This is a genomic window from Paraburkholderia sp. GAS42 (genome assembly GCF_050436565.1).
Classification (GTDB): Bacteria; Pseudomonadota; Gammaproteobacteria; order Burkholderiales; family Burkholderiaceae; genus Paraburkholderia.
The window spans coordinates 151,054-164,983 of the sequence record NZ_JBNDML010000017.1 but is presented as its reverse complement, the minus strand read 5'-3'; the positions used below and the strand labels follow the sequence as shown (position 1 = coordinate 164,983).

The following is a 13,930-nucleotide window of genomic DNA, read 5'->3' as shown; positions in this document are numbered from 1 at the left end:
GACCTCCGTGGGCTAGCCCTGGATGCGATGGCTAGGCAGCAGATCGAACGCGACAGAACATTCGCGACCACTCGTGAGCGCGCCCAGGTGCGTCGTCGCGAGCGGGCGGTCGTTGGTGCCAGCGAGTTGCGGTTGCAGGTGACCTTTTTCGGTCTCTGCGATGTGGAACTTGTCTTCCGCCCAGCGCAGCACCTTTCCGACCGTAGTCGAAGGCGAAAACTTGTGATGCGCCGTGTGCACGTCGTAATGCACGGTGACTTCGATGTAGTGGCAGTGGTGAGCGTGCAGCTTGTGATGCTGACCTTCGACGAGCACGACTTCCAGCAACTCGGCTGTCAACGGTTCATCACCGTCTTCGACAAAAATCAGCACTTCTTCGACGGCAATGACATCGCCGCCCATCGCGGCTTTGAGTGCGTCAAGTTTGCGCTCGACCATTTCGTCGAGAACCTGGTATTCGCGCTTGCCTGCGCGCTGAAAAAAGATGGACATAGCGGTGGTTTCCCATTGAGTGGGAGCCGTCTAGCGCGATGTACGCTACTGCGCTCCTTCACTATGTAAACCGCCTGGCGACTGCGAAACCGGCAAGCTGGTTTCACTAATTCTTTGGGTCAATCTCTCCGTCGGGAGAAGCGTCGCAAATAAAGAAGTGCGGGCAGCGAGGACAACGCATGTCATCGCGATCGGCCGGGAATTCGCAACGACGCATGCCAGCAAGCATCTGCTCACACTTCTCAGACTGGGACATCAGCTTCTTGTCCGCTATTTCAAGAATCCTTCGTTCGGCTGTGGTCAGCGACACAACTTCGATAGCGTAGCTCTTCCCGTACACGTGGCGTCCTGCCAGATGATGCATGGTCGCATCGAGCGCGTCGTCTTCTTTTTTGGGGATTCGCTTCGTCAGGACGTATCGGATTACGTTGGTTCCGCTAGCGGTCCGAGTTACGTCATGCCCCTTGACGCGGATACTGGCCGACGAACCTGGAAACGGCACGTCGACATCCTGTGCAGTCGAAACTGCACCGCCAGACTTGAATGCGAGCAGCTGCTTCGCCATTCGATGTGCAAGCGCGTTGTAACGGGCAGCGTAGGCGTGCCCAGTGGGGCCGCGCTCACTCCAAAGACGATCAAATTCTGCTGCAACGACTGCCTCATCCGCTGGGCCGAGCTCAGGTCGCTCGCTCACCCATTTGATGAGTCGATGAACGCAGTCGTGCGTACGCGCAAAAGCGCTATTTCTTTGCGCGGTTAGAATCCCGATAACGTAGGTGTAAAAGAACCGTCGAGGGCATTGATCGTAGGCGCGCAACCACGTCTGACTCACGGTCAGCTGCGCCGGCCAGCGGACTCGTGGCTGGTCAACCTGAACGGTCGAAGCGTCAGCGGTGAACGGCTCGGCAGCTGTCGCCTTGAGGCGGGTTCCGAGATGCTGCAGATACGGCGAGGCTGCCCGGTTTTGCGTCTTCTGTGTTTCGGACCGGTACAGATGGAGCCGCTGCCGCGCACGGGACAGCGCTACAAAGAAAAGACACTCCTCCTCGTCATGATACGCCGCGTCCCGGGCATCGTTGGCCGACAGACCCGCATAGCCAGAGATCATGCCGTCCGGCGGTGGACATTTGTCTGGCTGTCTGTTGGCGGGGACACTGGATTTCGACAGGCCGGGAAGGTGAACCACATCAAACTCGAGGCCTTTACTTCCATGCACAGTGAGAAGCCGAACCGCGTCGAGATGGGCAGCCTCATCCGGCACAATGCGAAGATCTCGCTCTTCCGTCATCAGCACCAACTGCCTGATCCGATCGAGCAGTTGCTGAACAGGATGCCCGGATTTCTTCCGCGCCGGCTGGCTGAGGAAGTCGAGAAACTGCCAGATAGCGACAGCACGCATACGGTCTGGAATCGAGGTTGACGCCGCCAGGTCACGGGCGGTTGTTGACCGTTCCAGCAGATAGCTGCTCAGGAACTCCCAGGGCGAGTCAAGGGCAAGACCGTCCAGGTCTTGTCGCAACGTTGTGAGCGCGGCTTTTCCGGCGGGCGACAGGGATTCGATTGGAGCTTCCGGATCCAGCCACGCCAGCGGAGCAGAATCATTGCCGAGGGTGTGTCTGATAACGGCGGTCGCATCCTCGAGTGACATCCGATACCTCGGCATGGTGGCAACGCGCACCAGTCCACCAGCGAATTTTTCGACGATGATGCTGAGCAGGGAGAGCAGGTCGCGGATTTCACTGCGCTCGAAGAGACTCCCAAGATAAAGAACCGGAACGCCTCGAGCTTCCAGCCCATTTGCGATTGAAGCCAACCGTGCGTTGGTTCTGCAGAGTACGGCTTGCTGGGAATATCCAAAGCCCTGTCCGTGGTAGGCAAGAATGCTCGAGGTGATGGCGTCAACCTCTGCTTCGAGCGTCGGCGAAGCAGTGAAGCAAAGAGGAATTCCGGTCGGACCAGCGTTAGCTTCGAGCGAAAGCGGCAATATGCCCCGCGATGCCCCCATGGGACTGGCAAAATCGACAAAAGCGCCGACAATCTCGGTCGATGAGCGGTAGTTAATTTCGAGCCGCGACTGATCCGCTCCGACAAAGTCGGCGCCGAAGTTTGACATGTTGGCCGGGGCAGCGCCACGAAACCGATAAATCGATTGCCGTGGATCTCCGACGACCCAGAGGCGGTTTCCATGTCCGACAATGCCCTTGAGCATCTGTACACTGGCGAAGTTGACATCCTGGTACTCGTCCACAAGCACATGTCTGTGGCGTTCCTGGACCTGTTGCCGGATCGTTTCATTGCTGGCTAGCAGCAGCGCAGGGCGCATGACCAGATCACCGAAGTCGACCGCGCCGTGACTCTGCAGCATCTTCTGATACTCGTCATAGATGACCGCCACCTCAAGGCTCCTGGCTGCTGCTTCTAGTGCCACGGGATCGGCAGCCCCAGACGCGGCTATTTGCATCTGCTCACCGAGGTTGCGATAGGCTTTCGGATCGATGAGTTCGTCCTTGGCGCGCGATATGGCGACAAGAACATCCTTCAGGATTCTCGCGGGGTCTGAGAGACTGTAGTAGTGCTGCAGCGGGAGTACCGGTAGAAGCTCCTCAAGGGCGTCAATGGAGTCGCTGCGATCGTAAATGGGCGGATCGGAAGGCAGGTCGAGCTGATCGTAATACCGGCGCACCAGATCAAGTCCAAACGAGTGAAACGTTCCAACCCACACTCGTCGTGCCTTCTCCCCAAGCGCCGTTTTCAGCCTGTCCGTTATTTCGGTGGCGGCTTTGTTCGAGAAAGTGAGGACGAGAATGGATTCAGGCGACTCTCCTTTTTCAACAAGGTCGACGATTCTCGCAATGAGCGTGCGGGTCTTGCCAGTTCCTGGTCCTGCAATCAGTTGGAAAGGAGTAGAACGATGGTCGACGGCCTTCTTTTGTGTGTGGTCAAGCCCCACAGCGCCCGTCGAAGGAGTTTCTGAAGGGGATTCAGGCTGTGGTGGGAGCAGAAGGGCATCGAGCAATTGCTGTTTGACCAGTCGACTGGGGAGGTTCGTCACAGAACAGATGTCCGTTACGCTCATTCCCTCGTCAAGATACAGCCGTCTGCAAAGCTCGCGAGGTAGCAGGAGCTCCCGGGCAAATACATTGGCTTCCAGTTCACGCCGCTCATGTGGACCATAGTCTCCTACCTTGCTTGACGGCGCGTGGCTCGGCTGCGCGGTTGCGCCAGCTATGTCATCCTCATTGCAAAACAGGTGCTCCACGTGAAGACAGGCGTGGCCAATCTCATGGGCTGCCACTACTGCCATCTCGATGAAGGACGGTACCTTTTCAAGGTAGATGTCTCCGCTTTGTGGATCGAGTACTCCCTTTGCTCCCTTGAGTTGTTTGTGACCAGAGGGGAGAGGGATAATCTCAAGTTCAAGATTTTTCGCTGCAGCATCAATCAGTGCCGTGATGTCAAGGGGATTCACTCCTGCGGCTACCAGCTTCGCATGCAACTCTACAGCTCGTTGTCGTGCCCCACGAAATGAACTCATGGTTGTCCTCAGTCGAGAAGGGACTTGATTTGTTCTTCATCCAGTCCAGAGTGCATCAGAGCTTCTTCGAAGCTTTCCTTGGAGTTGCTTTGTGGCTTGTCTTCAGCCTTGAAACTTGCCATAGCAGATACCGCAGGTGGCAAACAGAGAAATTGCCGAATCACTCCGACGCTTGCATTAAGCTCATGCGCGAGACGCTCCGTGAAGCGTCGGGAGATTGTTGTGGAATCAATCTCCCTATCGCGTAGCTGATTTAAAACCAGTGTGTTTATTCCAAGTCGGGACGCGAGGCCCCGGTAGGCTGGCCTGTCAAGTGAGCTCAGTCTGTTTTCAATGGTTTTGGCATCTTCCCGAGACTCTCCAAATACGCACCCAGTCTCTTCGAAGTATCGGCTCTGGAACACGCTCACCGATATTGCCGCTTCCTCAATATCGTGAGGGTCGAGGCTCCCAGTTTCACCTCCCCATTCGCGCGCCTCCCCGCTTGCGTCCATGAGCTGGGACGCAAGACTACGCAACTGGGACTCAAATTGGGGATACTTCTCGATATACGTGTCGAGAAGTTGCGGGTCCGGGGTGTCCTGTTCAACGGAAAATTGTATTAATACTTCTCGCAGCACAGGAGACGATTTCTTGATGGAAGTCATTGACGCTCCTTGAATTTCGACAGCTTCTTGGTAGCACTCGTGAGGCGGTTGCGGATAGTGCGCTCGCTGAGGTTGAGTTTTTTGGAGATGGTTTCCTCGTCCGCATCCTTTGAGCTCGTCTTCATCCCTTTGAGATAGCGTAGTTCAAGAATCGAGCGCTCCTCCTCCGACAAGGCGTGAAAAGCACGGTTGATCTGCGCGCCGAGGGCGGCTCTCTCGGGGTCCGTCAGTTCCCTGCTGTCGTCGACGGACGCGACGTCAATGACTTCGCCATCGTCTGCCAGATCCTCACGTGACGGGTGCATCGCGTACCAGCGACGGTTTTCCTCGAGCCGGTCACGCACGAAGAAGGACAACGCGTTCGCGAAGCGAACCTCGAAGTAATCCATCTCGTCATTGGCCGGGTCGGCGGCATCTTCAGCCAGCAGTTTTGCGATCGCGGAACAGGTTTCACTGGCGAGGTCGTCGGGGTTACCGGGGCGGCGCGCGAACCAGGGGCGTATCAGGCGTCGGACCCGCGCCATAAAAGTCTGGAACAGTGCATAGAAATCGTCGGACCGTTGCTCTTTGCCAGCTCTGCGCAGCAAGTGGAGCAGCACTTCGTGCTTGATGTAGCCGCCAGCACGATAATCAAGGTTTCCGGCCGCGCTTGCGACCAGCCTCGCGTCGACCGTTTCCCACTGAACGATACTATCGTCGACATCTGGAAGGCGTTCGTAAACTTCACCTTCCGCATTTTTTCGAGTTAAGGCCTTGGGCAAGATGTCCTCCACTGACGGGCGCCATCCCGGTAAACCGGTCCGGCGCCATCAAACCGGCAAAGTATTTTCAATCAGCAACGCCGCGCCCACGCGCGTCATTCAAACAATCGTTTGATTTCCTCCTCAGACAGGCCTGATTCTCGTGCGACCGTCGAAAAAGGTGCGGCTTCATCGGGACTAACCGGTTTCGAGTCCGACTGAAACATGCCACCGACCGGAGGCGCCGGCGGCAGTGACAGATACTGTCGAAGCGTCTCAATCGTGACGCGTAACCCTACAGCGAGCCGGTCGAGGAAGACGGTCGGGAAGTCGACAAGCAACACTTCGCGGTCTCTGATGCGATTGAGGAACATGGTATTGATGCCCAGCTTATCGGCCAGATTCCGGTACTCGGGCCGCCCGACGCCCGAGAACGGATTCACGCTGTCGGCTGATGTCTCCTTCGCCTCGCTGCTGGCAGCAGCCATTCGAGCGCGCGCGAGCGCTTCCCGACCTTGTTGGGCGAGAGCGTGGACATCGAGCCCTTCTTCCTGAAAGAACGCCGCGACCTCTTCGTCGGGGGCGTTCGTCAGGAAGTCGACAACGCTGTGCTCAAGCGCCTGGTCGAACTGTGTTTTCTTGCTGGCGTTCATGTTAAATAGTCCGTTTGTAAGCTTCGATTGCGCGGGTAAGGCGGCGGTCGGCCGACCAAAAGATGGTCCATCCAACGTTCAGTTCCACCCTGATATCCTTTTTCTCCTTGCCCTCCAGTAACCCGTCGAATATGGCGAGCGACACCGGATGCGGCGTCAGTTGCGCTCGCAGTATCGAGACTCCAGCCTCGATAAGCGAAAGATCCTGCAGGTCGCTGACCGTCTCCTCTGGCGATGCGTGGCCGGCCGCTGCGATCGTGTCGATCGCGGAACTGCCATCTTCAGTCGGGGGCAACTGATGCTCGTAGGTAATGCTCACCGAATGCGATCCCTCCATATGCTTGTGGTAGTTGTGCGCCAGACTCTGCATCACCCCTATCAGAAACGGCACGAACGCCACATTGGTCGGTTGCCAGTAACGTCGCTCTTCGATTACTGCCTGAAAAGCATCCTGGAGCAGGTCCCCTGCGTCATCCGGCGACAGTTCGCGATATTTCCGACATATCCGTCCGGCCTCGTATTGCAAGACTGCGAAGTCGCGCTCCGTCAGTCCCGTAATCGCCGCTTGAACCTGACTGGGCGTTGCAACCGTGCCACTACTGGCCGATGGTCGTGAAACGGCTGCCATATTTCCCAAAAACATCATTGCCTCACCTAGTAATGCTCCGTTCGGAGCGGTTTTCGACAAAATTGCGGAAATTTTTTTTGATGTGGCAAAAAGAGGTGTTTTGTCCGATTTGATCTCTCTTGCAGATGCGAGTACCGGGGTGCCGCTGGATAAGCAATTTCTATATCAGGACGCGTGGATGTCAGCTGCCAACGCTCGGCCCAGCAATTCAAAAAGCATAAAATCGGGTCCGTCACGATGTGCGCCAACGGCTACAGATGTTAAATCGCGCACCATCGTGTTGTCATGTGGAGCACAACAGTTTTCCTGAATCCTTGGGCAAATTTGTACCTCCGACCATGACACATCGAAGCCCGCATATTCCGCTACGGGCGCCGACGTCGGCTTTGGCTGATGACATTGAGTGAGCATCTCACCACGATGTCGCGCGCCCATTCCGAGAGTGCCGATACAGTTGTTTCTGCGAACACGTGCACCTACAATCCTTCGCTTGGAAGTCTGCGTCGCTTGCGTCGTGTGCAACGGGCCGTCCATCCCACGAAGATGGGTCGATACCTGAACCCGAGCCCGGTGCGCGCCTGCGAAGAGAACCGCGTTCAACGTTGGAGATCCCGTGAGTCTCATCACTGAAAATCTGCTGGATGACTGGGTGCGAGGGCACGCAGTGGAAGCTCAAGGACTCGTCGTTGAGCTCGTCTGGCGCCTCGTCGCCGCATCATCTCCGCAACCGACGAATCGACGCTTTCCACTAGGCGACAGCATTGGTCAACCGGGACCCGACGGCGAATTGCAAACTCTGTTCGCCTGTGAGCCGTTTGTGCCTGATGGGCACTCTTACTGGGAGATCGGCACGAATCTGGATGCTGGTGGCAAGGCGACCAGGGACTATCGGGAACTCACTCAGGCTGTGCCAGCCCACGTGCGTGCTGAATCCGCGTTCGTCTTCGTCACACCGCTTTCCGGTCGCAGGGGCTGGCCGAGCGACTGGAGAGGCGAAAACCAGCTTGCCTGGATCGATGCTCGCCAGCAGCGAAACGATTGGGCCAGCGTACGAGTTATCGACGGCACGAAACTGGTTGAATGGTTACACGAGATGCCGGCGGTCGAGTTGTGGCTGGCAAAACGCCTAGATCTTGCGGTGCATCAGATTGAACTTCCGGGCGAACATTGGAAGCTCGTTGCTTCAGGCGATGGCGACACGGTGCTGACGCCAGCGACATTCCTCGTCGGACGGCAGGACGCATGTGAGCGGCTTGATGAGATCCTGCGAGGGGATGTTGCGCAGCTTCGATTGGAGACCGCTCACCCCGGGCAAGTCGTCGATTTCGTTTCCGCTTACATCGCAAGCCTTGAGCCCGAGCGGCGCGCAGACATCGCAGGTACCTGCGTAGTAATCTCGGGAGTGGACGCGTGGGCAGACTTTGTCGCTCGACGCCAGCCACATGTTCTGGTTGTCGACCCGGAACTTGACGTCACCAGTGAGCGGGGCGCACTGCTACTCGAAAAAGCTCGCCGGGCTGGTCATCGAGTCGTGTTCAGCGGCCCGCCTGGCGGCGTGAAAGAGCCGTTTGCCGCGCAACTGCTCAATCCGCCCACCTACGAAATCGAACGCACACTACGAGAGGCCGGTTTTCCTGACGAGCGCGCCCGGGTGCTGGCGCGCAGAAGCAACGGCGATTTGAGTTCGCTCGTACGCTGCTTCAAGGGAACGTCGGCCCTCCCTGGATGGGCTTCGGGACCGTACGCAGATGATCTCGCTGTCGCCATGCTGATTGGTGGGTGGCATGAGGAGAAGGCGGACGACATTGCTACTGTCGAAGCAATATCAGGCAAACCGTACGCCGAATGGGTACAGGTCCTTCGGCGGGCGACTGCGGAACCGGGTTCGCCTTTGACGCACCAGGACCGGCTCTGGAAGTTCGTCGCACGACATGACGGATGGCGAGCGTTGGCGGACCGTGTCTATGACTCGCATCTGGATGCGTTCAAAGCGGCCGCGCTCGCTGTGCTGGCGGAAGATGATCCCGCGCTTCAACTGGAGAAGGATCGGCGTTACGCAGCAGCGGTGTATGGGAAGGCGTTCTCATACTCATCGAGGCTTCGTGAAGGTATCGCAGAAACGCTCGCGTTGGTGGGTGCTCAGCCACGCGCATTGACATCTTGCACTGTCGGGCGCCCGGCATGGGTTGTATCCCAGATTATCAGCGGCCTTCTTGATAACGCTTCGGCGAGCCGGTGGGCTAGTTTAAACGGTCTGTTGCCCCTGTTTGCCGAGGCGTCCCCATCGTCGTTCCTTGAATGCGTCGACAGTGCCTTGGGGGAGGAGCCGTCCCCGTTTGTCGCTGTATTTGATGAGGAAGACAATGGGACGTTCGGGCGCAACTATATGACGGGACTTCTATGGGCGCTTGAAACGTTGGCGTGGGAGCGGGACCATCTCGGGCAGGTCGTGAACTGCCTCGCGGAACTGGCTATGCTTGATCCGGGCGGGAAGTGGACGAATCGCCCGATAAACTCGCTCATCACGATTTTTCTGCCCTGGCTCCCTCAGACATGTGCACCGTTCTCGACACGTCTGGCTGCTGTGGCAGCGGTTCAGCGATCGTTTCCAACGGTCGGATGGAGCCTTCTTCTTGGGCTGCTCCCGAACGCCAATACCTTTTCAAATGGTGCGCGCAAGCCGACCTTCAGGGCTTCGATTCCCGAGGACTGGTCCGATTCAGTGGGGGAGACGCCGTTCGAAGAGCAAACTGGTAGGTACATCGCGATTGCGATAGGCGCGGCAGCATCTGATGAGGTCAGGCTTGCGGATCTGGCGGCGCGAATTGACTCTCTGCCGTTGCCGTCGTGGAACGACGCAGCGTCTTTGCTCGGGAGCGAGCAAGTCAAATCACTGGATGACCATGGTCGCTATGGGATCTGGAAAGCCTTGTGCGAGATGATCGGGAAGCACCGTCAATTTCCCGATGCGGCGTGGGCGATGAGGCCCGCGCAAGTCGATCGCCTTGCCGATATCTCGACCACGCTCGCACCGCAGTCTCCGGCCCTCCGATATCTTGGACTGTTCAATCCCAATGATCCCGTCACCTACCAGGACAGTGGGGACTGGCACGAGCACGAACGTGCGCTGGCGAAGCGGCGGCACGCGGCCGTCCGCGAACTCCTGAGTCAGGGGCATCAGGCGCTTGTCGAGTTCATGGCCGAAGTGAAATTTCCTGGTTTGCTTGGGGCTGCGTGGGGCGAAATTGGAAATACAGACGATGACCGCTTGATTCTGCCAGATCACCTTGTCAATGACACTGTGTCGCTTCGCGACGGTGCATCGAGCTACTCATCGGCAAGATTCAGGAAGGAAGGGTGGACGTGGGTGGATCGCCTATCACTGAAAGACTGGTCGGCGCCTCAAGCTGCCTGTCTGCTGATTTCATTGCCTTTCGGTAGCGAGTCATGGCGGCGCCTCGATACGCTAGATTCGGCCGTCGGCGAGATCTATTGGGCTACCGTCGGAGCGAATGTGGACATCGAGCCAGATGAGCTACTGCCCGGTGTAAAGAAACTTGTCGAGAACAACAGGCCCTTCGCAGCGATGCGATTGCTCCATAAGGCGCTGCGCATCAAACAAGAGGTATCAACCTCGCTTCTGACGGAGGTGTTTCTGTCCGCTATCTCTCCTACAGCAGATTTCGTCAGTATCGGCCTGCACGAGATCGGCACGTTGCTTGAGGAATTGCAGGGCAGGGCAGATGCGGGCGTAGGCGCGGTATGCAAAATCGAGTGGGAGTTTCTTGTGCTTCTGAATCGCCACCCTCAGCACAAGCCGATTTTCCTGCACCGACGGATGGCGAGCGATCCGGAATGCTTCTGTCATTTCGTGCGGCTTGCGTTCCACTCGAAGGAAGGCTCGCCCGAGAAGGATGATTGCGCTGACACGAATCTCACAGAGCGCGTCGCGAGCAACGCCTATCAGCTTCTTGCTGAATGGAACAAATGTCCGGGAATTGGCGATGATGGGAGGATGCAGGGCGCCGTATTCACAGCATGGCTGGACGACGTAAGGCGACGATGCACTGAAAGCGGACACCTTGACGTCGCGATGAGTATGCTCGGCAGATGCCTTGCTAACGCTCCGGCAGATGCAGATGGCCTGTGGCTCGACCGGACCATAGCGAACGCGCTTAACGGACGCGACGCACAAGCCATGCGACACGGAATGGTTACCGAAATGTTCCACTCGCGTGGAACATATGGTTTTTCCGGCGGCAACGCGGAACTCGAAATCGCCAAACGGTATGCCGATCAAGCAACGGCTATCGGTGAGGCCGGTTACCCCCGGTTAGAGCAAGACTTACGCAAGCTCGCGCAATCTTACAATAATCAGGCTGAGCGCGACGAGTTGCGAGGCCCCCCCGGCACATAGAGCAGAAAATTGCTTGTGCTCCCGATCGTCAGCGAGAACTCACCAAAGCTGCCGCAGGCGATCAGAATTCCAGAGTGCAAAACCAGTGACAGTTGAGCAGGCTTCAAACAGCGCGATCTTCCACGGCAGGAAAAATTGCAGCGGCATGTAGCCCTCCGAGTTGGGGCCAAGACTCTGCCTGCTGTCGGGATGGCAATAAGCAATGCTTGGACTGCTTGAAGTCCTGTGGTTTTCACTAATCGGGAACCGTTTGTCGTATGCCGATATCCAGTCAGGCGCAGGAATTTCTGGCGCATCCATCAAACACGAGACCACCATGAAGAAAATTGTTGTAGTGCTTGTCTGTGCCTTGCTCGTCGCACCGCTTATTGCTGAGGCGAGAGGAGGTCACTATGCCGGCGGCCACGGGTCCTCGCACAAAGGCGGCCATTACAAAAACGCTCGCACCGGTAACCACTACGAAAAACGTCACTGAGCACGGCTGCCAGGTCTCCAACATGTCGACTGCAACACGGCGGCCTTGCTAGCGCCCAAGGTCCGCACATACCCTTTTGGCGTGAGAACATTCGTGCGCACCACGCGGCGCCACCGATCGTATCGTCATACACACCTCGAGCAGATCCAGTGTGCGACGTAGCCAATATAGGACTGAATCTCGGCTCCTGCGCTTGATGTTCACAAATCAAAACAACGAAATGCGAGGCTGATCCGGGGGCCGCAGTGCGCCGTCAGTTTCGGTATTCCGTGTTCGTGAGTCAATTGCGACCCATAGCTCATTACGAGAACACTCCCTGCCTCAAGATCAACGTGCCGGACATGGCCGGGATCACGTCTCGGCCGAATTGACATCCGGCGAGTCGCGCCGAGCGACAGAACGACGATAGGCTGGCCGACAGCGAGTTTCTCTACCTTGTCGCCGTGTGGAGCGACACTGTCACTTTCATCGCGATAAAGGTTCAGACCGACACTATTAAACGGTGCGCTCACGAGAGAGCGCATCTGTGCAAATGCTTCGGCAAGTGGCTCGGGCAACTCAGATTCTCCATCATCTCTGTATCCGGCCATGAGTCGCGGGACTGCCACCTCACGGTCGTACATCATGCGGCGATAGGTAGTCCAATGCGCCTTTCGCATAAGTAAGTCAAACCAGCGGTCTGCAAGGCGGACGCTGATGGCCGCCGGCAAATACCGGATGCCGCCTTCGTCGTCCTGTACGACCGAAAGTGGTTCTGCTTCGAAAAGACCTTGCTGAAACGTCATCACGGATTCCTTCGCTGTCTGGTCCGGGTGTCAGATTGCCTGAACGTCCATTTTACCTGTTTTTTTATACAGTATTCCATTCAGGATTATGTGAGAGCGCCAGACGGGCTCCGCGTCACGCTGTTGGCGACCGATCGGATTCTCCTCATTTATGGGGAACTGTTACCCAAATACACGTCATTGACGCTGGGTTTCCTGACAGCTATTGTCTCAATCACGCATCTATCGATAGATAGTTCTTACATTTCAAAACGGAGAGTTCAAGATGGTTACGAAGTCACAGAAGGCGCTTTTCACAGCAGTCAAGATTGGCGCGTTCGATCTTAAGCATCGGATCGTGTTGCCCGCCCTGAGCCGACTGCGCGCCCACTGGCCGAGCGCAAATCCGAGCGATCTAATGCGCGATTACTATAGCCAGCGCGCATCCGAGGGTGGCCTGCTCATCGCCGAGGCAACGGCAATTGCACCGGAAGCACGCCCTTATCACGCGGCCCCCGGCATCTACAGCGAGGAGCACGTCGCACGCTGGAAGCAGATCACGGATGCGGTGCATGCGAAGGGCGGCCTGATCCTGCTTCAGTTGAACCACGCTGGCCGCTCAACGAGCACGGCGATCGGCCAAGTGACGCCGGTCACGGCATCCGTGAACGAAAGCTTCCTGGAAGACGAAACCATCGTCGTGACGACACCGGACGGACTGGTGCGGCCGTCCGCGCACCGCGCACTGGAAACCGACGAGGTTGCTGGTGTCGTCGAACAGTTCCGTGTCGCGGCTGCGAATGCCCAGCGGGCGGGCTTTGATGGCATCGAGCTTCTCGCAGGCCAAGGTCATCTGATCGAACAGTTCCTGCAGAACGGGAGCAACAAGCGCACTGACGTCTATGGCGGCCCGATCGAGAACCGAGTGCGCTTCCTGGTCGAAATCATTGAAGCGGTCTCCACGGTGTGGGGCTCGGACCGAGTTGGAGTTCGCCTCTCGCCGAGCAGCACGTTCAACGGCATGGGCGATAGCGATCCCCGTGCGCTATTCCGTCACGTCGCAGAACGGTTGAACGACCTCGATATCGCCTATCTTCACGTCATCGAGCCTCGCATCAGCGGCGCCGACACCGTCGACGAAGAACAAGACGCAGTCGCCGCGAGCGAGCTCGGAAAGGTCTTCCAAGGTCCGATCATTGCCGCAGGTGGTTTCACTCCGGCAACTGCGGAAGACGCCGTCGCCAGTGGTCTCGCGAAGCTTATCGCCATTGGGCGCCACTTCACGTCGAACCCGGATTTGCCGCATCGAATCGAGAACGATCTTGCGCTCGCTCATTACGATCGGAGCACCTTCTACGGTGGTGACGGGCACGGCTATACCAACTTTCCGACGTACGCGGAATCGCGCGAAGCGGAGCAGCAGCCGGCGTAACTTGTGAAGTCGCTTTACTGTGGGCGATCTGTCTGGGCTATCAATCCCGGCAGATCGCGCGGTTAGATACTGCGCGGATCCACGGCAGTGTCTACCGGGCAGCGATTGCATAGTCGATAACTATTAAAGTTTTAAGCTGAAGGCGCA

10 protein-coding genes are annotated in these 13,930 nt (G+C 57.4%); 3 read left to right on the top strand and 7 right to left on the bottom strand.

Annotation, left to right across the window (positions count from 1 at the left end):
- Positions 1-12 precede the first annotated feature (12 nt).
- From P3T16_RS24105 to P3T16_RS24080, 6 genes are all read right to left on the bottom strand, one after another.
- Complete coding sequence (locus P3T16_RS24105) at positions 13-492, bottom strand: hypothetical protein (protein WP_429344183.1); 480 nt, start codon at positions 490-492, stop codon at positions 13-15.
- A gap of 106 nt (positions 493-598) precedes the next feature.
- Complete coding sequence (locus tag P3T16_RS24100; RefSeq protein WP_429344182.1) at positions 599-4,027, bottom strand: UvrD-helicase domain-containing protein; 3,429 nt, start codon at positions 4,025-4,027, stop codon at positions 599-601.
- 8 nt (positions 4,028-4,035) lie between these two features.
- On the bottom strand, positions 4,036-4,674 hold the full coding sequence (locus tag P3T16_RS24095) for a hypothetical protein (protein ID WP_429344181.1): 639 nt from the start codon (positions 4,672-4,674) through the stop codon (positions 4,036-4,038).
- Positions 4,671-5,435, bottom strand: coding sequence for a sigma-70 family RNA polymerase sigma factor (locus P3T16_RS24090; protein WP_429344180.1), 765 nt, complete (start codon positions 5,433-5,435; stop codon positions 4,671-4,673). Before P3T16_RS24090 ends, P3T16_RS24095 begins: the two co-directional genes overlap by 4 nt.
- Positions 5,436-5,530: 95 nt before the next feature.
- On the bottom strand, positions 5,531-6,067 hold the full coding sequence (locus P3T16_RS24085) for a hypothetical protein (RefSeq protein ID WP_429344179.1): 537 nt from the start codon (positions 6,065-6,067) through the stop codon (positions 5,531-5,533).
- Between the two features lies 1 nt (position 6,068).
- A complete protein-coding gene (locus P3T16_RS24080; protein WP_429344178.1) occupies positions 6,069-6,713 on the bottom strand; it encodes a hypothetical protein in 645 nt (214 codons plus the stop codon).
- A 595-nt stretch (positions 6,714-7,308) separates the two neighbouring features.
- Between P3T16_RS24080 and P3T16_RS24075 the strand changes: the two genes are divergently transcribed.
- Positions 7,309-11,112, top strand: a complete 3,804-nt coding sequence (locus P3T16_RS24075) for a hypothetical protein (protein WP_429344177.1) — start codon at positions 7,309-7,311, stop codon at positions 11,110-11,112.
- A gap of 202 nt (positions 11,113-11,314) precedes the next feature.
- The gene (locus P3T16_RS24070; RefSeq protein WP_429344176.1) at positions 11,315-11,587 is read left to right on the top strand and encodes a hypothetical protein; all 273 of its coding nucleotides are present in this window, start codon (positions 11,315-11,317) and stop codon (positions 11,585-11,587) included.
- A gap of 200 nt (positions 11,588-11,787) precedes the next feature.
- On the opposite strand, the gene P3T16_RS24065 is transcribed toward P3T16_RS24070, so the two are convergent.
- Complete coding sequence (locus P3T16_RS24065; protein ID WP_429344175.1) at positions 11,788-12,372, bottom strand: alpha-ketoglutarate-dependent dioxygenase AlkB family protein; 585 nt, start codon at positions 12,370-12,372, stop codon at positions 11,788-11,790.
- Positions 12,373-12,637: 265 nt separating this feature from the next.
- Between P3T16_RS24065 and P3T16_RS24060 the strand changes: the two genes are divergently transcribed.
- The gene (locus P3T16_RS24060; protein ID WP_429344174.1) at positions 12,638-13,783 is read left to right on the top strand and encodes an alkene reductase; all 1,146 of its coding nucleotides are present in this window, start codon (positions 12,638-12,640) and stop codon (positions 13,781-13,783) included.
- Positions 13,784-13,930: the final 147 nt, after the last annotated feature.